This is a genomic window from Microbacterium sp. (genome assembly GCF_047607225.1).
Taxonomy (GTDB): Bacteria; Actinomycetota; Actinomycetes; order Actinomycetales; family Microbacteriaceae; genus Microbacterium.
Genome location: NZ_JASGDO010000015.1, coordinates 185,963 through 204,756 on the forward strand (window position 1 = coordinate 185,963; position 18,794 = coordinate 204,756).

General features: G+C 68.0%; 20 protein-coding genes and 1 tRNA gene. 8 read left to right on the plus strand and 13 right to left on the minus strand.

Annotated elements, in window-relative coordinates:
- Nucleotides 1–29: 29 nt before the first annotated feature.
- The 3 genes from QM591_RS02770 to QM591_RS02780 all read right to left on the minus strand — a co-directional run bounded on the left by QM591_RS02770 (nucleotide 30) and on the right by QM591_RS02780 (nucleotide 3,777).
- Nucleotides 30–1,127 (minus strand): SH3 domain-containing protein, encoded by a 1,098-nt coding sequence (locus tag QM591_RS02770; protein ID WP_415129372.1) that lies wholly within the window; start codon nucleotides 1,125–1,127, stop codon nucleotides 30–32.
- A 121-nt stretch (nucleotides 1,128–1,248) separates the two neighbouring features.
- The gene (locus tag QM591_RS02775; protein ID WP_415129374.1) at nucleotides 1,249–2,685 is read right to left on the minus strand and encodes a hypothetical protein; all 1,437 of its coding nucleotides are present in this window, start codon (nucleotides 2,683–2,685) and stop codon (nucleotides 1,249–1,251) included.
- A gap of 237 nt (nucleotides 2,686–2,922) precedes the next feature.
- On the minus strand, nucleotides 2,923–3,777 hold the full coding sequence (locus QM591_RS02780; protein ID WP_415129376.1) for an NAD(P)H-binding protein: 855 nt from the start codon (nucleotides 3,775–3,777) through the stop codon (nucleotides 2,923–2,925).
- Between the two features lie 94 nt (nucleotides 3,778–3,871).
- Between QM591_RS02780 and QM591_RS02785 the strand changes: the two genes are divergently transcribed.
- A complete protein-coding gene (locus QM591_RS02785; protein ID WP_415129378.1) occupies nucleotides 3,872–4,243 on the plus strand; it encodes a winged helix-turn-helix transcriptional regulator in 372 nt (123 codons plus the stop codon).
- Nucleotides 4,244–4,267: 24 nt separating this feature from the next.
- Here QM591_RS02785 and QM591_RS02790 read toward each other — a convergent pair whose 3' ends face one another.
- Nucleotides 4,268–4,576 (minus strand): hypothetical protein, encoded by a 309-nt coding sequence (locus QM591_RS02790; protein WP_415129380.1) that lies wholly within the window; start codon nucleotides 4,574–4,576, stop codon nucleotides 4,268–4,270.
- Nucleotides 4,577–4,941: 365 nt separating this feature from the next.
- Here QM591_RS02790 and QM591_RS02795 point away from each other — a divergent pair, with 365 nt between their 5' ends.
- The 3 genes from QM591_RS02795 (at nucleotide 4,942) to QM591_RS02805 (ending at nucleotide 6,901) form a co-directional block, all read left to right on the plus strand.
- On the plus strand, nucleotides 4,942–5,868 hold the full coding sequence (locus QM591_RS02795) for a hypothetical protein (protein WP_415129382.1): 927 nt from the start codon (nucleotides 4,942–4,944) through the stop codon (nucleotides 5,866–5,868).
- A 30-nt stretch (nucleotides 5,869–5,898) separates the two neighbouring features.
- On the plus strand, nucleotides 5,899–6,258 hold the full coding sequence (locus QM591_RS02800; RefSeq protein ID WP_415129384.1) for a hypothetical protein: 360 nt from the start codon (nucleotides 5,899–5,901) through the stop codon (nucleotides 6,256–6,258).
- A gap of 76 nt (nucleotides 6,259–6,334) precedes the next feature.
- Nucleotides 6,335–6,901 carry a TetR/AcrR family transcriptional regulator gene (locus QM591_RS02805; RefSeq protein WP_415129386.1) on the plus strand — a complete coding sequence of 189 codons (567 nt, stop codon included), beginning with the start codon at nucleotides 6,335–6,337 and terminating at the stop codon, nucleotides 6,899–6,901.
- A 473-nt stretch (nucleotides 6,902–7,374) separates the two neighbouring features.
- Here QM591_RS02805 and QM591_RS02810 read toward each other — a convergent pair.
- The 5 genes from QM591_RS02810 to QM591_RS02830 form a co-directional block, all read right to left on the minus strand.
- Nucleotides 7,375–7,448, minus strand: a tRNA-Gly gene (locus QM591_RS02810).
- Nucleotides 7,449–7,524: 76 nt separating this feature from the next.
- Entirely contained in the window at nucleotides 7,525–7,725 is a 201-nt protein-coding gene (locus tag QM591_RS02815) for a type II CAAX prenyl endopeptidase Rce1 family protein (protein ID WP_415129388.1), read from the minus strand.
- Between the two features lie 9 nt (nucleotides 7,726–7,734).
- A complete protein-coding gene (locus QM591_RS02820) occupies nucleotides 7,735–8,043 on the minus strand; it encodes a hypothetical protein (RefSeq protein WP_415129390.1) in 309 nt (102 codons plus the stop codon).
- Between the two features lie 44 nt (nucleotides 8,044–8,087).
- On the minus strand, nucleotides 8,088–8,870 hold the full coding sequence (locus QM591_RS02825) for a hypothetical protein (protein ID WP_415129392.1): 783 nt from the start codon (nucleotides 8,868–8,870) through the stop codon (nucleotides 8,088–8,090).
- A 115-nt stretch (nucleotides 8,871–8,985) separates the two neighbouring features.
- Nucleotides 8,986–9,960, minus strand: a complete 975-nt coding sequence (locus QM591_RS02830; protein ID WP_415129394.1) for a hypothetical protein — start codon at nucleotides 9,958–9,960, stop codon at nucleotides 8,986–8,988.
- Between the two features lie 263 nt (nucleotides 9,961–10,223).
- On the opposite strand from QM591_RS02830, the gene dcd reads away from it, so the two are divergent.
- Nucleotides 10,224–10,829, plus strand: coding sequence for a dCTP deaminase (dcd, locus tag QM591_RS02835; RefSeq protein WP_415129396.1), 606 nt, complete (start codon nucleotides 10,224–10,226; stop codon nucleotides 10,827–10,829).
- Nucleotides 10,830–10,926: 97 nt separating this feature from the next.
- Here the strand turns inward: dcd and QM591_RS02840 are convergent, their stop codons facing one another.
- A complete protein-coding gene (locus QM591_RS02840; RefSeq protein WP_415129398.1) occupies nucleotides 10,927–11,751 on the minus strand; it encodes a hypothetical protein in 825 nt (274 codons plus the stop codon).
- A 116-nt stretch (nucleotides 11,752–11,867) separates the two neighbouring features.
- On the opposite strand from QM591_RS02840, the gene QM591_RS02845 reads away from it, so the two are divergent.
- Nucleotides 11,868–12,389 carry a MarR family winged helix-turn-helix transcriptional regulator gene (locus tag QM591_RS02845; protein ID WP_415129400.1) on the plus strand — a complete coding sequence of 174 codons (522 nt, stop codon included), beginning with the start codon at nucleotides 11,868–11,870 and terminating at the stop codon, nucleotides 12,387–12,389.
- 110 nt (nucleotides 12,390–12,499) lie between these two features.
- Nucleotides 12,500–14,218 (plus strand): BCCT family transporter, encoded by a 1,719-nt coding sequence (locus tag QM591_RS02850; protein WP_415129402.1) that lies wholly within the window; start codon nucleotides 12,500–12,502, stop codon nucleotides 14,216–14,218.
- 2 nt (nucleotides 14,219–14,220) lie between these two features.
- On the opposite strand, the gene QM591_RS02855 is transcribed toward QM591_RS02850, so the two are convergent.
- The 3 genes from QM591_RS02855 to QM591_RS02865 form a co-directional block, all read right to left on the minus strand.
- Nucleotides 14,221–15,615, minus strand: a complete 1,395-nt coding sequence (locus QM591_RS02855; RefSeq protein WP_415129447.1) for an MFS transporter — start codon at nucleotides 15,613–15,615, stop codon at nucleotides 14,221–14,223.
- 178 nt (nucleotides 15,616–15,793) lie between these two features.
- The gene (murQ, locus tag QM591_RS02860) at nucleotides 15,794–16,765 is read right to left on the minus strand and encodes an N-acetylmuramic acid 6-phosphate etherase (RefSeq protein WP_415129404.1); all 972 of its coding nucleotides are present in this window, start codon (nucleotides 16,763–16,765) and stop codon (nucleotides 15,794–15,796) included.
- Nucleotides 16,755–17,711 carry a BadF/BadG/BcrA/BcrD ATPase family protein gene (locus tag QM591_RS02865; protein ID WP_415129406.1) on the minus strand — a complete coding sequence of 319 codons (957 nt, stop codon included), beginning with the start codon at nucleotides 17,709–17,711 and terminating at the stop codon, nucleotides 16,755–16,757. The genes murQ and QM591_RS02865 overlap by 11 nt, the downstream gene beginning before the upstream one ends.
- A gap of 150 nt (nucleotides 17,712–17,861) precedes the next feature.
- Here QM591_RS02865 and QM591_RS02870 point away from each other — a divergent pair, with 150 nt between their 5' ends.
- Complete coding sequence (locus QM591_RS02870; RefSeq protein ID WP_415129407.1) at nucleotides 17,862–18,728, plus strand: MurR/RpiR family transcriptional regulator; 867 nt, start codon at nucleotides 17,862–17,864, stop codon at nucleotides 18,726–18,728.
- The last annotated feature ends 66 nt before the right edge of the window (nucleotides 18,729–18,794 follow it).

Here is an 18,794-nt window from a genome sequence, read left to right on the forward strand (position 1 = left end):
TTCCGACCGAGCGTCGCGCCCGCAAGAGCTCAGTCGCGGGGGTTGACGTCCTGCTTGCACAGGATGCGCGCGTCGCCCCACGCCGCGGCGACAGCGGTGCTCGACGAGCCGAACACGCTCAGGCGCAGACGCATCACGTCGGTGAGGTCGACGGTGATGCGGGTCGGCTTGCCGAGCTTCAGATCCACCAGGCTCGATGCGACGTCGGATCCGTCGACGGAGGCGAAGCTCGTTCCGACGGCCGCACCCGACGAGCTGTCATCGGCGCCGGCGAGGGCCGTGAACGTCCGGCACTGGAACGAGGTGTTGAACTCCGACCACGTCACGCGGCCTCCGCGGGAGCGACCGAGGAGTCCGTCCCGGTAGGTGGTGCCGGCCATCGTCACGACGGACGGGTTGGGCTCCCACCATCCCCATGCGGCCTCGGAGTCGACGATCCGCTGGCCGGCGAGGGGGAGCCACTTCCACACCGTCACGGCGCGCGACGCGCTGGAGGCGGCGAGTCTCTTGCCGGTCTTCGTCGCGGCGAAAACGACGCGGTAGGTCGTCTTGCCGATCCCGATTGCCTTCACGGTGAAGGTGAACTTCCCGGCACTCGTGACCTTCGGTTTCGCGCTCAGCGTCTGCCAGCCCGATCCCACCTTGACCTTGACGGTGAGCTTCTTTCCGGCGAGGTTCTTGGATGCCGATCCGGAGACCCGCACCTGCTTTCCGGAGATCACGGTGGAGCCCTCGACGGGGACGATGCTCGCGATCTTCACGGAGGTCTTGGCGGGAGGCGCCGCGAGGAACTTGCCGGAGACCCATCCCGTGCGCTTGCCCGCGGTGACCTTCCGCCAGGAGCTCTTCGACCCGATGACGGTGACCTTGGTGCCCTTCTTCAACGTCGTCAGGATCTTCGCCTTGGTCGACGGCGACTTCCGCAGGTTGAGATCGGCGGTGGTCACCATCACCTTCTTGGCGGCCTGCGCCGGCGGAGCGACGATCGCGCCCGCGATCGCACTGGCGCCCACGGGAGCGGCGGAAGCCGACGAGACGCCGACGGCGACGCCGCTCACGGTGAGGGCGGCGGCCAGCGCCGCGGCGGCCCACTTGTTCCGGACGCGGCCGACGGCACGTTTGTTCATCACGAGGTCCCCAGATCTTCGAGTGTGAATGGCGCGCCCCCGCGCGCTGAGGTCAGCATAGGGGCGCGTCCTCTGCGCCCGCTAGAGCGATGTCGCGGCAGTGGTCACACCCCGACGGGCATCACTTCGTCGAGAGCACTTTGTACGAGTACTCGACCGTGAAGGTCTGGATCCCGACGAAGCTGTACTCGCCCAGACCGAGAAGCACATCGAGCTTCTTGGTCGTTGCCGGCAGCGAGAGCCACCCCGGAGAATTGTTGCCCGTCGAACGGATCGCGGCGGAGGTGGACAGGTCCTTGCCCACGGGCGCATAGCCCCAGGCGGCATCGCCATACAGGCTCGACACCTTCGCGGTGATACGCACCTTCGCGCCCCCGTATTTCTGCGCGTTCACGACGGCAGTGGGGACGGTGCGGGTACCACTGGCCATCAGGGAGAGGCCGTCGATCGAATCGTCACCGTCGCAGAAGATGTCACCGAGCACGTAGTAGTTCTGCCAGCAGTCGTTGTAGTCCCAGTCCCCGAGATCGATGTAAGCGGTCAGGATCTTGTTCGCTTTGACCGTCGTCTTGAGCGACTTCGAGACGAGCTTTCCCTTTTTCACCTGAACGGTCGTGCTCGCGGTCCGGGTCGTCCCCTCGGGGCCCTTGAGCGATGTCTTGACGGTGTACTTTCCGTAGACCACGCGGGAACCGGTCTTGCCGTTCCAGACACCCGACCAGGTCTTGCTCGACGACAGCTTCCACGTCTTGACGGTCTTGCCCTTGGAGTTGAGGATCTTGACCGTTCCGGTGACAGGAATCGCCGAGCCCGTGGTCGTCGTCGACGTGGCGGTGAGCTTGACGCTGTCCTTGTAGCCGTCCTTCGTCGGGTAGACCACCGACGTCGAGCGAGCGACCTTCGTGGACGCGATCGCCGTCGCGCGCACCGTCAGCGAGACGGCGCTCGAGGTCGCCTTTCCGCCGTTGGCAGTGACCGAGGCGGTCACCTTTCCGCTCCCCGCCTTCAGCTTGGACGCGGGGATCGTCGCCGTAACTGTCTCACCGCGGGGCGACGCGACGGCGACCGAGTACTTCGCCGAGCCCACGACGGCCGTGACCGTCCCCGTGAACGGGATCGTGAGATTCGTCTCGTCGACCGCGGACACGGTCGCGACGGTCGATCGTGCCGAGCTTCCGCTCCACGTGTGGATGGTGCGGGGGTTCAGTGACACCGTGGCCTTCGTCGGCTTTCCGGACCCGACGCGCAGAGGCGAAAAGACCGGCGCGCCCAGGGAGGGGGTCGCCTTGACCGACAGGAGACCCGCGGGCAATCCGGCGACATTCACCGTGACGTTCGCCGTCAGTGCCGTCTCAGTAAGGGAAATCGGTGCCAGAGAGCTGATGACGGTGCTGCCGTCCTGCCCGACGATATCGACCGAGACCGTTGTCGCCCTGTCTGCCGTGAGGGCGAAACTCGCGCTGTCGCGCACGCCATCTCCGGCCGGCAGCGAGAGGACGGCTTTCGGGTCGCTCAAGGTGAGGAGAGTCTCCGGTTCGGGAGTGGTCTCCTCTGCCATAGCAGGAGTCCCCGCCCCTGCGAGCGCGAGCGATAGTGCGAGTGCGCCGATACGCGAGCGCGTGTTGATCATGGTCATCCCCAGTCCGCCATTTATGAGAAGGCTCTCATAAAGCGGTTCGGGGGCGCTAGTGCGAATGGGGGAGAAGTTCGCGAGTTGCCTCATTTTCCTCGGGACGCGGAGGCGCCGATCGGCCGGTCGGCGCCCCGCGGTCCCAGATCCCTGGAGGCGGTGGGTTCAGACGAGCGCGCGAAGCCCCTCGACGAGCGGGGTGGTGGGCCGTCCGATGAGGCGCGAGAGGGTGCCGTCGGTGTCGGCGAGGGCGCCTCCACGGATGCCGGCGTCGAGCGCGACGACGAAGCCGGCCGTGCCGGCGTCGAGCCCGGCTGCCTCGAGCGCGGCGGCGTGCTCCTCGGGCGTCAGGTTCTGGTAGGTCACGTCGCGGCCCAGCACCTCTGCGGCAGCAGCGGCGAGCTCGGCGTAGGTCCACGCCACGTCGCCGGCGAGCTCGTAGACCTGTCCGATGTGACCGTCTTCGATCAGCACCACGGCGGCGGCGTCGGCGTAGTCGGCGCGGTTCGCGGATGCCACGCGGCCCTCGCCGACGCTCGCGGCGATCACGCCGGTCTCACGGGCGCGCGCCACGTCGGCGGCGTAGTTCTCGGTGTACCAGTTGTTGCGGAGGATCACCGCGGGAAGGCCGGCGGCGGCGATCGCCTCCTCGGTGGCCTTGTGCTCCGGAGCGAGCACGAGGTCGCTCGTCGTCGCCTTCGGGGCGCTCGTGTAGACGAACTTCGCCACACCCGCTGCGGCGGCGGCATCGATGACCGCCTGGTGCTGCGGGGCACGCTGGCCCACCTCGGAGCTGGAGATGAGGAGCACGCTGTCCACGCCCTGCAGGGCCGCCGCGATCGTCTCGGGCTGCGTGTAGTCGAGGGGGGCGACGGTGACGCCCCGGGCGGCGAGGTCGGCGGCCTTGGCGGTGTCGCGCGCGCCGGCGACGATGTCGGAGGCGGCGACGCCGCGGGTGAGGAGGCTCTCGACGACGAGGCGGCCCAGGTGACCGGTGGCACCGGTGATGAGAACGGTCATGGTGTTCCTTTCGTGAACGGACGTCAGGGTCAACGCTCACGCTCACTGCTTACCTTCCCGAACGGCGATACCCACTTTCAGGTAAGGTACCCACGTGGCAGTGAGTTATGCGCAGATCCGGGAGACGATCCCCGGAGTCTTCTCGGAGCAGTGCGAGACGAGGGTCGTGCTGGACCACGTCATGAGCAAGTGGGGCGTGCTGGTGCTGTCGACGCTGTCGGACGGCACGCAGCGATGGGGTGAGCTCAAGCGCGGCGTTCCCGGGATCAGCGAGAAGATGCTGGCCTCCACCCTCAAGACCTTGAGCGCCGACGGCCTCGTGCACCGGGAGTCGTTCCCGACCGTCCCGCCGCACGTCGAGTACAGCCTCACTCCGCTCGGTCGCGAACTGATGGACCGCATGCTCCCGCTCATGGAGTGGATCGCCGACCACGCCGGAACCATCGTCGGCGGCGCCGGGCGCTGAGGGGCGCGGGCGGGCCAGGGGCGGTCAGCCCGCCAGCACGTCTCGTACGCGTGCGATCTGCGCGAACGTCGCGTACGGGTACAGCCCTACAGCGGGCATCCGCTTTAGAGCGGCGGGGAGCGTGCCCACGACGTCTGCGACGGCGGCCTGAATGTTCACCGCGACGTGAGTGGCGAAGTCCTCGAGGTGTCCCGGAGGGAGCCCGGCGTCTCGTTCCACCGTTCGCAGGTGCGACAGCCCGAACGACCCGATCGTGTCCGCTTCCTCCACCGCGAACGCGAGCCTGACGCCGTCATACGCGTGGTACTCCTTCGCGCGCACGACCTCGGGCAACTGGAAGGGGAGGGTGGTGTTGAGGTCGTAGAACGGGGCGAGGAGCGACTCGGTGGGGGCATGCGGTCAGACCGCGTTCACAACCCCACGGGGAAGAACACCTGGGCCTTCGCATCCAGCTGAGCTCTCATATCGGCTTGGTCGCCCCGTACGAGCTCGTCTCGGCGGAAGGCCGTTTGGTGGCGCGGCACGCAGGTGGCAGTAGCCCCTTGGGTCGGTCGACCGAGGCGCGACGCTTATCAGCGTTCTGCCGGGACGACGCGATCTGTACGAATGTCCACTCTTTGGCCTACAGACGTACAGCAAGCCGGTCCGTAGTGTCCGAAGGGGTAGGAACCGTCCGACCCTTGAACGAAAGCAGGAACATGTCACTTCGCATTCGAGGTCGGAGTCTTTGGCCGGTCGCGGCAATGTCGTTGGCTGCCGCATTGATCATTAGCTTCACCGCGCCGGTCTACGCGTTGGACGGGCAGGCTGATGTCGAAGAGGTGAGCGCGCTGATCCAGGAGGTCGCCCCGGGCGCAAAGCTCGCAGCGCGAGGCGTCGTAAACTTGTCCGCGTCGAGCGTCCATGTGGACGGGATCACGACGCGGGTTCCGCTGAACCCGGAAAGCGACATCGTCGTCAGTGACGACGCAGGCAACAGGGTCTCCCTCGGTTTGCCGGACGAGCTCACAGTTGGCAAGGGTGTGGTCGCGGACGACGGCACTGTCGTATACGCCGACGCGACGCAGCCCGGGGATGCGGTCGCCGTGCAGACGCTCTCCGACGGCAGCACACGGGTGCAGACCGTTATCGCTGGTGCCGACAGTCCTCATGAGTTCAGCTACAGCCTGAGCGGATACATGCCAGCGGTGAGCGACCGCGGCGAGGCGATGTTCTATAAGGCGGATGGCAACTTTGTTCCGGTCGCCGCTGCGTGGGCTCGTGACGCGAACGGGAACGACGTGCCGACCTCCTACGAGGTCCGAGGTGGGAAGCTCGTCCAGCTGGTCGAGCCCACCACGGACACCGTGTACCCGATTGTCGCTGACCCGAGCTGGGTCTGGATTGGTGCTGGGTGGGGCATGAAGCTGACCCGGACAGAGACCTCACGGTCCCGCGACTATGCTGCGGCCGTGGGAATGTGTGGCATCTTCGCGCGAAGCGCTCCCGGCTTCACGGTCGGTTGCTCCGTGTGGGGATCCTACGTGCAGTTGCAGGCGAATCTCGCGCAGGGAGATAGCCCACGCACGTGCCTGTTCTTCAACGTCGTCCCGGCGCCCGGTAGCATCTGGCGTGTGAAGTGCTGACTTCGCTCAGCGCTGAGAGGAACGACTGAGATGACCGACTTTCCTGAGCTGGTGGTGTACGCGCTGACCGCTCTCCTGGGTGTCGCGGCCGGGATGGCGTTTGCGGCACCGGCCGGGCGGTACCGCGTCTTCGGTACTCTGTCTGGCGCTCTCACGACGGTCTCGGTGGTCGTGGTCGCTGTGGCCGTTGGCAGTCATGCCGTCTGGATGGGCCCCCTCTTCGCCCTCACGGCGGCTGTTACTGCCCTGCTCGTCTCGGCCATGCTGCAGGTCGACCACCCCGGCCTTCTCGCGGAGCCATACTGGCGACGCGTCATCCTCATCGCCTTCCATCAGCGACGTCTGGCAGCGGTGCAGCGTGAGCTGAACGAGACGGCACTAGCCCGCTGACACGTGAGAGGAGGGAGGGATCGCTGAGCTGCCCTCCCTCCTCGCGTCCATGTGGGTGCGCGGCTAACGTGGTCGCGTGACCCCCCGCACACAGCTTCTCGAAGCAGCCGCCGCAGAGTTCGCCTTCAGAGGTTTCGACGGAGCGACCTTCGCCGGAATCGCGTCCAGGCTCGGGAAAGGACGTTCCTACGTTCAGCACTATGCGAGAACCAAGGAAGAACTCGCTCGTCAGGTGATGACCGAGGGTGACTTCGTCGCCGTACTGGCGGGAATGACTGGCGGTATCCGGCAGCTGCGTCGCGCCTGCGAGGTTGCGGCCGATCGCTACGCCGGAGACGCCTCCGCGCGAGCGGCGCTCCGCCTCCACGCCGAGCGGCCGGACCTGAACCCGGAGAATAATCCACTCGCGACGTGGACATCGTCTCTTGAGCAACTGCTCTCGGAGGCGCTGGAGGATGGGAATCTAGCATCCGGAACCGACGTAGCAGCGCTCGCCCAGCATCTTGTGGCGGGAATCCTCGGCTACGGCGCACTTTGCGAGGCGAGCGGCGCCCTTCACGAGATGCCGTCGAAGGTGCACAGCTTCGTAAATGACCTACTCCGCACCGACCCTGCTTGTGGCGTACGAAGAGACGCGAGGTGAAGGCCTTCACTAGCTGGTGATCACGTGCGGGAGCGAACGACCTCGCGTGGGACCCTTCCGCGGTCTTCGCGAAAGTGACGGAGACGACCGGATCCGAAGACGCGGACTCTCCACTCATCAGCGCGAGCGATCCTGTGCTGACCTCGACCGTTGTTGATTCGGTCGATGGGGGTGTGGTCTCCGATGCCAAGGTGGGCTCTGTCTAGATTGTCGTGGTCGAGCCATGTTGGCAAGGCGGCCGCGCGGGCGGTGTTCGAGATTCCCTGTCGATCATTGCTCTCAGCGTCGCTCGCTTTGCCAACGTAGTGACGGCGGCTGGACGTGTCGGTAAGGGTTGAGGTCCCGGCGGCGGAGACTTCGGCAGCGGTGCGAGTGGACGGAGCCACTGTGGTTGCCCACCACGTTCGAATGTGCCGTAGTGTCGCAGCTTCTGTCGGGTCCGCGCGACCTCCTTGACCATGTCAAGGAGAAGTTGGAGGGGCTGACGGGAATCGAACCCGCGCTGTCTGCTTGGGAAGCAGAAGTTCTGCCATTGAACTACAGCCCCGAACCCCGGCTCCCGCAGGATCCTGCGGTCGGACGAGGTGTCGCAAGCCTACTCGCTCGACGCGGGTGCGCCAAAGTCACGCGGTCGTGGTGAGGAGCAGGGCGACGAGGCCCGTGGTGTTCCAGATCGCGTGGACGGCGATCGACGCGAGGATGTTCCGGCGCGTCAGCAGATACGTCGTCGCGAGGGCTGCCGCGAACCCGGCGTAGAGCACGGCGAGCGGCCACTCCTCGATACCGCGCAGGTGGATGACGGCGAACACCGCGCACGTCAGCACGTAGGCCGCTCAGGTCGGGAGGCGATGACGCAGGCGCCCGAACGGGATCTCGCGGAACACCAGCTCCTCCACGAGCGGTGCCACGAGCCGGCCGATCGCCACGAACAGCACGCCTCCGAGGGGAGAGGCCGCACTCGCGAGCACCTCAGCGACGATTGCGGCGTATCCGAGGTTCTTGACGAGCCGGAAGGCACCGTCGCCGACGAGGTCGGCCCCGATCAAGATCCAGACGGTGAGGGCAACGTAGAGCGCCGCGAAGAGGGCTACCGCAAAGATCCTGTCCTTCGCGGTAGCCCTCTCAGTGATGATGTCGGTCATGGCGTGCGTTCACCGGGGCGTCGCGTCTGCGGCGCCCACCCCGATCAGCGACGCTTCTTGATCACCAGCTTCTGCGTGGACGACGTCTTCGTGATGACCTTCGAGTACACCTTCTTCGTGGTCTTCTTGGTGATGTACGTGGTCTTCATCAAGTCGTCCTGCGACACGTACACCGCACCGAAAGCGACTCCGGCGGAGGGGAGCTGGTCGGTGATGACGATATCCGTCAAGGTCTCGGTGATCCCGCCCCACTGGCCGTCAACGTCGATGAAGAAGAGCTCCAGGACGCGGGGTCCGTCAAACTTCGGCGAGGTGCACGAGACCTCAGCGAGGTAGGCCCACGGCTCGACCTCTGTCTCGTCCAGGAACTGGGGCTCGAGCGAGCTGGCGGTGCAAGTGACCTCGACCGGAGTCTCGGCAGGGACTCCGACGACCTTCTTCTTGACCTTCGTCGTCGTGGTCTTGGTCGTGAAGGTCCGGTACGTCACCTTCTGCGTGACGCTGTAGGTGCCGGGGCGCAGGCTCACCGATGTCTTGTTCTTCGCGACCGTGTTCGATCCCTTCTTCACGGTCAGCGTCGTCTTCGAGACCTCCACCTTCCCGGTCTTCTTGATCTTCGGAGTGATCTTCGCCGTTCCCTTTGCCGACACCGTTTTGCCTGGGATCTTGAGGAAGCTGACGGAGTTCTTCGACGCGGCAGGGACAGAATGGGCGGCCGGAGTGGAGGTGGCATTGGCGGGAGTGGCGGAGAGCGCCCCACCCGAGATGACCGCAATCGTCAGGAGCAGCGCTGCAGCCTTGCGGCGGCCGGAGAAAGGTATGTGCATAGTCGAACGCTAGCGGTCCGTCAGGTCACTATCCGAATCCGGTCGCCGGGCCTAAACAGACGAGGGCGGGCAGTCCCCCGACTGCCCGCCGTCCCTGCGAGGAATGCGACGCTTTTCAGCGCTTCGATTTCCGGTATCCGGCCGCGCGGGCGGCGGCCTCGGTCGCGAAGCACTCCTCGGGTATGGTGCGGCTGTAGTAGGCGCCGCCGGGCACGTGATAGATCATGCTGTCGGCATTGCCCTTGATCGGGTATCCGGCGGGACAGTTGTATCCGCCCGTTCCCCAGACCGACGATGGCTTCTTCTTCTGCTTGACGACCAGGGTCTGCGCCTTCGACGTCTTGGTCTTGGTGCCGGAGTAGACCTTCTTCGTCTTCTTCTGCGTGACGTACGTGGTCTTCATGAGGTCGCGGTCGGCGTCGAGGTCGCCCGTGAAGCTGACTCCCACCGAGGGGAGAGCGACCACCGCCATCGAGTACACGTAGTCATCGCTCATGCCCCACCACTCGTCGTCGTCCATTTCGAGGAAGCCGTCGAAGGTGATCGAACCGTCGAATCGGGGCGAGGTGCATCGGGCGACTATGTCCGCGCGCCATGGCTCGGTCTCTCCGCTTTCGAATTCGGGCGTGACGGCGGACGCGACGCAGGTCACGGTCACACCGTCATACGCCTCGACGCCGACGACCTTCTTCTTGACCCTCGTGGTGGTGGTCTTCGTCGAGTAGGTGCGGTAGGTCACCTTCTGAGTGACGCGGTAGGTGCCGGCCGGGAGCTTGACGGAGGTCTTGTTCTTCGCGACGGTCCGTGAGCCCTTCTTCACCGTGAGGGTCTTCTTGCTCACCGTGACTTTGCCCGTCGTCTTCACATTGGGCTTGACGGTGGACTTCCCTTTGTACGGCGCCGTCTTCGCGGTGACTTTGCCGAAGGTGATCTTGTTCTTTGCTGCTGCGGCCGGCGCGGGGGCAACAATTGCCGAAGTGCTCGGCGTGGCGGCGGTGGCGGGGGCGCTGACGATCGCCCCGGCAGAGACGAAAGCGGCGGTGAGGAGCAGCGCTGCGATCCTCTGGCGCCGAGTAAAAGGTGTGTGCATAGGCGCATGGTAGCGGTCCCACGCTTTCGGCGCTCGATAGGGCAGCCAGGGATAAACGGCCGCGAAGACGGGAACGGGCCGGACAGCCCCCCGACCGCCCGGCCCTGCACCCGAGAGGCGAAGCCTTGCCCCTCCGTCGAGGCGAAGCCTGCCCCGATACCTTCACGCTACGGATCGGCGCCCGCGAAGACATCCGCCGCAGGGGGGAGATGGCGTCGTCCTCTGGGGTGATCGTCGGGGTCTCGCGCCGCTAGGCTTGCCGCGTGCTGCTCAGTGACCGTGACATCCGCCAGGAGATCGCCGACGGCCGGGTCGGTCTCGACCCCTGGGACCCCGAGATGGTGCAACCGTCGAGCGTCGACGTGCGCCTCGACCGCTACTTCCGTCTCTTCGACAACCACAAGTACCCGTTCATCGATCCCTCTGAGGACCAGCCTGACCTCACCCATCTGATCGAGGTGGCGCCGGACGAGCCGTTCATCCTCCACCCGGGCGAGTTCGTGCTCGGGTCCACGTTCGAACAGGTGACCCTCCCCGACGACGTCGCCGCGCGCCTGGAGGGCAAGTCGTCGCTCGGTCGGCTGGGCCTTCTCACCCATTCCACCGCGGGGTTCATCGACCCGGGATTCTCGGGGCACGTGACGCTGGAGCTCTCGAACGTCGCGACGCTCCCGATCAAGCTGTGGCCGGGAATGAAGATCGGACAGCTGTGCTTCTTCCGCCTGTCGTCGGCCACCGAGTCAGCCTACGGCTCCGGTCCCTATGGAAACCGGTATCAGGGACAGCGGGGGCCGACCGCATCGCGTTCCTTCCAGAACTTCCACCGCACCGACGTGGGGGCGACCGACGCCGGCGCGCCCGGCCGCTGATCCCCCGCCCCCTTTCCTTCCCCCACGCGCGAGTGTCCACGACGCGCCGCGTGATCGCTGTGGCGATCGGCGCGTCGTGGACACTCGGTGGGAATGGTCAGGACTCGCGGCCGCGAGTGAACCCCGCTTCGAAACCACGTTCGTAGGCGCGCTCGATGTGGCGGTCGGCGCGGCGATCGCGGTCGTGCGGGCCGAACGCGTGCGGGGGGAATGCGTGAGGCGGGAACGCGTGAGGCGGGAACGCGTGAGGCGGGAACGCGTGAGGCGGGAACCCATGGGGTCGGTCACCGTGGCGTCCGTCACCGTGGGCGCCGTCCCCGTGTGCCTCGAACCCCGGGCCGTCGAATCCCGGGGCGCGGAAGCCGCGGGGGTCGAATCCCCGGGGCCCGAATCCCCGGGGCCCGAATCCCCGGGGCCCGAATGCGCGAGGGTCGAAGCCGCCTCGAGGCCCGAAGCCGCGGGGGCCGAAGCGCGGGCCGAAGCCGAGAGCGTCGCGCCCGCGCGGGGACTCGGCGTCGACGTCGTCCGCGCCGAGCGCTCTGGCCATCGCCTCGAGGGAGGCCATCGTGGTGGCGTAGTCGTCTGGTGAGACGGCTCCGGCCACGGTGGCGCGGATGCCGTCCACCGCTTCCGACAGCCGCGTCTTGGCGGCGCGCCCTTCGTCGGTGAGCGTCCAGCGACCGTCGGACTCGGTGACCCAGCCGCGTTCGGCGAGGGCGCGGACTCGCTTGCCGCCCCGCTGCACGCGCTCGGCGAACGGGGGTGCGTCGACGCTGTCGTCGAGCACGTTGAGGATCATCCAGTCGCGACGGTCGACGCCCTCGGCGTGGAGCACGCGGGCGAATTCGCGGGTGAGGAGGGCGTCGAGCGAACGCAGCCAGTACCCGAGCGGGCGGTCGTGAGAAAGAGGAGTGTCAGTCATGAGAGGTCCTTTCGGTGGAGGCTCCGTCGGCCTCCATGGATTGCATGTCATTTCGCATGTACATGCAGTGTGACATGGAATCGGAATGCATGTCAACCCACATGTATCTTTGAGGCATGACAGACGCCGCTGACCTCGACGCCATCGTCACCGCGCTGGGCCAGCTGCGTGGCGGTGGTCGGCCGCCGTTCGGTCCGCCCGGACCCCCGGGCCCTCTCGGCGGAGGCCACGAGCATCCCGGACCGTTCGGAAGGGGGCGCGTTCCCGGCCCCGGCTTCGGGCCCCACGTCCGGTTCGCCGGAGGGCCCGCCCGGATGCGGCTGCTCGACGCATTGGCGGCCGCGTCGCATCCCCTGAGCGTGAGCGAGGTCGGCGACGCGATCGGCGTCGATCAGCCGCGTGCCTCGCGCCTCATCCAGCAGGCCGTCGAGCATGGACTGGTGCAGCGGGAGGCCGACCCCGACGACGCGCGCCGCACCCGCACCGCCCTCACCGACGAGGGCCGCCGGCTCGTGCGCGGCTTCCGCGGGCAACGGCGCGAGCAGCTGCAGGAGGCGCTGACGGGGTTCACCGATGCCGAGCGGGCGGAGCTCGCCCGACTCCTCACCAAGCTCGCCGCCGCCTGGCCCACCCGCTAACCCCGAAGCCGAGTGTCCACGACGCGCCGACGGCGACCGTGCCCGCCCGGCGCGTCGTGGACACTCGGCGGCGGCCTGACGTGAGGAGGGTGCCTCGGTAGGCTCGGCGGGTGAGCAAAGAACCCGCCGATGACGCCGTGTCCCCTTCGGAAGCCACTGCCGCGGCCGAAGCCGCTCCCTCCACGGAGGCCCCGCAGAGCCCGTTCCGCACCGGGCCGATCCTCTGGGTCATCGTTCCGGCGGCGGTGGTCACGCTCGTCTTCAGCGCCTTCGCGATCGCGTTCCCGCGCCAGGCGGAGACGTTCTTCGGCACCATCCAGACCGCGATCGTCGACGGCTTCAGCTGGTACTACGTCCTCATCACGGCTTTCTTCGTCGCGTTCTGCCTGTTCATCGGGTTCAGCCGCTTCGGCGACATCAAGCTCGGGAAGGACGACGACGCCCCCGAGTTCTCCACCCCGGCGTGGTTCGCGCTGCTGTTCGCCGCCGGCATGGGCATCGGCCTCGTCTTCTACGGCGTGAGCGAGCCGCTCAGCCACTTCGTCTCGCCCAAGCCGGGCGTCGAGGGGACCCCCGCTCAGCTCGCGCAGTCGGCGCTCACCCAGACCTACCTCCACTGGGGCGTGCAGGCCTGGGCGATCTACGTCGTGGTCGGTCTCGCCCTGGCTTACGCGATCCATCGCCGCGGGCGTCCGCTGTCGATCCGGTGGGCGCTGGAGCCGGTGCTCGGACGCCGGGTTCGCGGCGGCTGGGGTCACGCGATCGACGCCGTGGCCCTCGTCGGCACGCTTTTCGGCGTCGCGACGAGCCTCGGTCTCGGGGTCATGCAGATCAGCTCCGGACTCGAGGCGGCCGGCATCATCAGCGAGCCGGGACTGGTCGAACAGATCGTCATCATCGCGATCATCACCGGTGGCGTGCTGTTCTCGGTGCTCTCCGGCGTCGGACGCGGGATGAAGTGGCTGTCCTCGATCAACCTCGTGCTGGCGGGCCTGCTCCTGGTCTACATCCTCGTCGCCGGCGACACGGCGTACCTGCTGCGCGAATGGGTGCAGTCGATCGGCGCGTACCTCCAGAACTACATCGGGCTGAGCTTCAGTGTGAGTGCCTTCCAGGGCGTCCCGGGTCAGGAGTGGCAGGCGGCCTGGACGGCGTTCTACTGGGGCTGGTGGATCTCCTGGGCCCCCTTCGTGGGCATCTTCATCGCGCGGGTGAGCCGGGGGCGCACCGTGCGCGAGTTCACGATGGGCGTGCTCATCGTGCCCACCCTCGTGGGCATCCTCTGGTTCGCCGTGCTGGGCGGATCGGCGGTGAAGCTCGAGATGGACCGGCCCGGCACGATGACCGGCAGCGACGGATCGGTCGACGTGGAGGGCGCGCTCTTCCAGTTGTTCGAGCACCTGCCCGGAACGCTGCTGCTGACCGTGGGTGCGATCATCCTCATCGCGATCTTCTTCGTCACCTCGGCCGACTCGGGCGCGCTCGTCATGGGGATGATCGCCTCGGGCGGCAACCCGGAGCCGAACCGGCCGGTGCGGGCGCTGTTCACCTTCGTCACCGCGATCCTCGCCATCGCCCTGCTGATCGCCGGCGGACTCGTGGCGCTGCAGACCGCCGCGATCATCATCGCCCTGCCGTTCAGCATCGTCATGCTCCTCATCTGCTGGGCGACCGTCGTCGCCTTCCAGCGGGAGCGACGCGCGTATGAGCGCGCGCGGCGGGCGGAGTTCGTGCAGGAGATCGGCGACCGCTACGGCCTCGAGGTCGAGGAGCCCAACGAACGCGGTGTGATGTTCCCGCGGTTCCGGCGTCGTCGCACCGGCGGCTGAGCTCAGTCGATCTCGGTCTGCTGGGCCTTGACCGGCAGCATGAGCAGGAGCCCCACGAGCAGGATCAAGACGATCCCGAGGATGCCGAGGCGGGTGTCGCCCGACAGTCCCACGAACAGGGCGAACAGCCCCGGCGCCATGAACGACACCGCGCGGCCCGTGGTGGCGTAGAGGCCGAAGATCTCGCCCTCGCGGCCCTCGGGGGTGATGCGGGCGAGGAACGAGCGCGATGCCGACTGGATGGGCCCGACGAACATCGTGAGGATGAGCCCGACGATCCAGAAACCGACCTGGGCGGTGCCGATGAACAGCACGGCGGTGCCGGCGACGAGCAGGCCGACGAGGGAGACGAGGATCACGTTCTTCGGCCCGAATCTGTCGTCCAGTCGACCCGCGATGATCGTCGAGACGCCCGCGACGACGTTGGCGGCCACCGCGAAGTAGAGCACCTCCGACGAACTGAAGCCGAACACCTGCGCGGCGATGATGGCGCCGAAGGTGAACACGCCGGCGAGTCCGTCGCGGAACACCGCGCTGGCCAGCAGGAACTGCAGGACCTGCCGGTTTCCGCGCCAGAGCTTGCGGATCGTCCCGAACAGCACGCCGTACGACGCGAAGAACCCCACGCGATTGGTCCGCGCACGAGCGGGGATCTCGGGCACGCGCAGGAGCACCGGAATCGCGAAGATGCCGAACCAGATCGCCGAGGCGAACACGGCGAGGCGGATGTGCAGGCCGTCGTCGGTCGTGATCCCGAGGGGGCCGGGACTCGAGGAGAGTCCGATGAAGCCGACGAGCAGCACGATCAGCAGCACGATGCCGCCGACGTACCCCATCCCCCAGCCGAACCCGGAGACGCGACCCATGTTCTCGCGCGTGGAGACCTGGACGAGCATCGCGTTGTAGTTGACGCTCGCGAACTCGAAGAACACGTTGCCGACCGCCAACAGAGTGGCTCCGAGGATCAGGTACTGCGGCGCGCCCTCGACGAAGACCATCGCCGCCATCGCGAGGACCACGACGCCGGTGTTGATGCCGAGCCAGAGCTTGCGCCGGCCCGAGCCGTCGGAGCGCTGTCCGAGCACGGGGGCGAGCACCGCGATGAGGATGCCCGCGATCATGAGGGCGACCCCGATGAGCGAGGCATTGGCGGCCTCGGCGGCCACCAGCGCCGGGTCTTTGTCGTTGCCGGCCGCGGCATCCACGATCGCGGGATCGATGAAGTAGCTGCTGGAGAGGTAGGTGGAGAAGACGAAGGTGGTGACGACGGCATTGAACGCCGCCGAACCCCAGTCCCACAGCGCCCAGGCGAGCACTCCGGTCTTGCGGGTCTTGTCGGCGGCTCCGCGCGCGGCGGCGCGGATGGCGTCGGGGGCGGGCTGATCGGGCAGCGACATGTCGGTCACCTTAGGACTCCTCCGTGAACGGGCGGTGCCGCGAGTGCGGTCCGATCCCGTTCCGCGCCCGTGCGTCCTGTCAGGCTAGTGCCGCCGCGCCGTCACGAGCCGTCGAGTGTCCAGAACACGCGGGAGGAAGCGCCGCCCGCGCGGCGTGTCGTGGACACTCGGCGCAGAGTCAGTCGGGGAGGGCGAGGGTCAGGGCCACGCGCAGGAAGCCGTCGGCGTCGTCGAGAGCGCGCGCGGTGGCGGCGGGGTCCATCCCCGTCAGCACCCGCAGGATCGCCCGCTTGACGCCGCCGCCGACCTCGCCGAGCGCCCGCTCCGCCTGGGCGTGATCGCACCCCGTCACGAGCGCGACCGTGCGGATGGACCGCGCACGCAGCTTGTCGTTGGTGGCGAGCAGGTCGACCATGACGCCGCGATAGGTCTTGCCGAGCTTGACCATCGTGAGGGTGGTGAGCATGTTGGCGACGAGCTTCTGCGCGGTGCCGGCCTTCAGCCGCGTGGAGCCGGCGACGAACTCGGGCCCGACGACGGTCTCGATCGCGATGTCTGCGACGGTGGCGATCACCGAGTCGGCGTTGGCGGCCACCGCGATCGTCAGCGCGCCGCGCGAGCGGGCGTGGGCGAGGGCGCCGCGGACGTACGGGGTGCGACCGGAGGCCGAGATGCCCACGACGGCATCCCGCTCGTCGAGTCCGAGGCGATCGAAGTCCGCGAGTGCGCCGTCGGGGTCGTCCTCCGCGCCCTCGACGGCGGTGTGGATGGCCGTCTCCCCGCCCGCGATGAGTCCGATGACGAGCTCGGGAGGAGTGCCGAAGGTGGGAGGGCACTCGCTCGCGTCGAGGATGCCTACTCGGCCCGCGGTGCCGGCCCCCAGGTAGATGAGACGTCCGCCGCGGCGCAGGCGCGCCACGATGCCGTCCACGGCGGCGGCGATGTCGTCTCCGCACGCCGCGACGGCGTCCGCGACACGGTGGTCTTCGGCGTTCATCGCCGTCACGAGAGCGCGGGTGTCGAGCAGGTCGAGATCGGAGCGGTCGCGGTCGAACGACTCGGTGGTGAGCGTGTCGAGCTCCGCGATGAGGGCCCCCAGGCGCGCGGGCTCGGGCGGCAGGGTGTCGGGCGGCAGGGTGTCAGAGGGCACGGTGGAGGAGCCTTTCGTGGGGGAGGCCGTCGACGGTCACCGCGCGTGCGGCGCCGTCGAGCGCCGTGGCGGCGGGAGGCTGCGGCCGTCGACCCGCCGCTTGCAGCGCGGTGTGCAGTCGGCGCGCGAACGATGCGTGCTGGGTGAGTCCGCCCAGGCAGGCGACGGGGTCGCCCGCGTTCGAGGCGGAACATGCGGTGGCGACGAGCTCGTCGATCGCCCCGGCGACGATGGCATCGGCGACCCGGTCGGCGTCGTCGGCGGCGTCGAGCACCACGCGGGCAAAGGAGGCGACCGCCGCCACGGTGAGGGGCTCGTCGAGCTCGCCTCCCGTTCCCAGGCCCCCGCTGTCCGGGCCTCCGGTGCCCGGGCCCCCGGTGTCCAGGCCTCCGGTGTGCGCGCGCCAGCGCCCCGTCAGCGTCGTCGGTGACGATCCTGCGTCGCCGATCGCCGCGGAGATCCCGGCGCGCCCGATCCAGTAGCCACTGCCCCGGTCGCCCACATCGGGCCCGAGGCCGTCGGCCAGGCGCGCCTCGCCGTCGGGAGAGAGTGACCAGGCGACCGCCCCGGTGCCGGCGACGAGAATCGTGCCCGCGGCACCACCGAGCGCGCCGAGGTGCGCGGTGACGACGTCGGAGGTGACGCAGGCCGGCATCCGCCAGCGTGATGAGAGGGCGTGAGCCAGTTCGTCGGCGGCCGCGGGGGCGGCGAGAGCGCCTGCCACACCGACGGCGACGGCGTCGTAAGTCCGGCCGTCGAAGCCCGCGGATTCGAGGCGATCAAGACACTCCTGCAGGCGGCTCATCGCGTCTTCGGCCCCGCCGGGCGTCGCGAGGCCGGCGATCCCGGCCGCCGTCGCCGGAGCGCTCGCCGTCCCCTCGCTCCAGGGCGCGAGTCGGGTCGTCGACTTGCCGATGTCGGCGACCAGGACGGTGCGGGCTGTCATGGGGGCTCTTCCTACGGACATGCGTCACGGTGTGGGGCGTCGGCGATCCGACGGTCTGTAACAACTCTACACTGGGGGGCGCGAGAGCGTAACTGCTTTCCATCGCGACGAACGGGAACACCGTCGCGACATACTGGGGCGGGAGGTCCGATGAGCATCCAATCCACGATCGATGCGGCGGTGGGAACGCTGTCGCCGTCGCTCGCGCGCGTGGCGAACCTCGTGCGCACCGATCCCGCGGTCGTCGTCGACAACACGATCAACGAGCTGGCCGACCTGTGCGAGACGTCGGTGGCCTCCATCGTGCGATTCTGCCGCGCCATCGGATTCACCGGCTATGCCCAGCTGCGGATGGCCCTGGCCTCGGAGATCGGCAAGGAGCGCGCGCAGTTCGGCGACGGCATGAGCTTCGGCTCCGATATCACGGACGCGGACGCACTCCCCGACATCGTCGCCAAGATCCGCTCCCGCGAGATGCTCGCGATCGACGAGACTCTCGCGAGCCTCGACGTAGACGCCCTCGAGCGGGCGGCGACCCTGCTCGACGGGGCGAATCGCATCCTCCTCTACGGCGTGGGGGCGAGCCAGTTCATCGCCGCCGACCTGGGGCACAAGCTGCTGCGCATCGGCAGCCCCGCGTTCGTGCTCAGCGATCCCCACGAGGCATGGGCGTGCGCGGCGCTTCCGCAACCGGGGACCGTCGCCGTCGCCTTCTCCCACCGCGGCGAGACGGCGGAATCGAGCCGCTTCGTCCGCATCGCCCGAGAGGCCGGAGCTGCCACGATCGGCCTCACGAGCGTGCGCGACTCGACCCTGGGCCGGGGCGTGGATGCGGTGCTGACCACCCAGGCCCGCGAGACCGACTTCCGGGTGGGGGCGATGGTCAGCCGCATTGCGCAGCTCGCCGTCGTCGACTGCCTGTTCATGGCGGTGGCCCAGCGGCAGTACGCCCACACGATCGAGGCCCTTCGGGTCACGCGCGCGGCGATCGCTGACGCCGAGCACGGACGCTCATGATTTCGATTCTGTAAAACATCTCCGCCAATCTCGCACTCTCTGAACATTCTTGTCATACTGGGGTGA

Coding starts and splice junctions, on each gene's coding strand:
- QM591_RS02770 (WP_415129372.1), bottom strand. CDS start 1,127: ATGAACAAACGTGCCGTCGGCCGCGTCCGGAACAAGTGGGCCGCCGCG.
- QM591_RS02775 (WP_415129374.1), bottom strand. CDS start 2,685: ATGGCAGAGGAGACCACTCCCGAACCGGAGACTCTCCTCACCTTGAGC.
- QM591_RS02780 (WP_415129376.1), bottom strand. CDS start 3,777: ATGACCGTTCTCATCACCGGTGCCACCGGTCACCTGGGCCGCCTCGTC.
- QM591_RS02795 (WP_415129382.1), top strand. CDS start 4,942: ATGTCACTTCGCATTCGAGGTCGGAGTCTTTGGCCGGTCGCGGCAATG.
- QM591_RS02800 (WP_415129384.1), top strand. CDS start 5,899: ATGACCGACTTTCCTGAGCTGGTGGTGTACGCGCTGACCGCTCTCCTG.
- QM591_RS02820 (WP_415129390.1), bottom strand. CDS start 8,043: ATGACCGACATCATCACTGAGAGGGCTACCGCGAAGGACAGGATCTTT.
- QM591_RS02825 (WP_415129392.1), bottom strand. CDS start 8,870: ATGCACATACCTTTCTCCGGCCGCCGCAAGGCTGCAGCGCTGCTCCTG.
- QM591_RS02830 (WP_415129394.1), bottom strand. CDS start 9,960: ATGCACACACCTTTTACTCGGCGCCAGAGGATCGCAGCGCTGCTCCTC.
- QM591_RS02840 (WP_415129398.1), bottom strand. CDS start 11,751: ATGACTGACACTCCTCTTTCTCACGACCGCCCGCTCGGGTACTGGCTG.
- QM591_RS02845 (WP_415129400.1), top strand. CDS start 11,868: ATGACAGACGCCGCTGACCTCGACGCCATCGTCACCGCGCTGGGCCAG.
- QM591_RS02855 (WP_415129447.1), bottom strand. CDS start 15,615: ATGTCGCTGCCCGATCAGCCCGCCCCCGACGCCATCCGCGCCGCCGCG.
- QM591_RS02865 (WP_415129406.1), bottom strand. CDS start 17,711: ATGACAGCCCGCACCGTCCTGGTCGCCGACATCGGCAAGTCGACGACC.
- QM591_RS02870 (WP_415129407.1), top strand. CDS start 17,862: ATGAGCATCCAATCCACGATCGATGCGGCGGTGGGAACGCTGTCGCCG.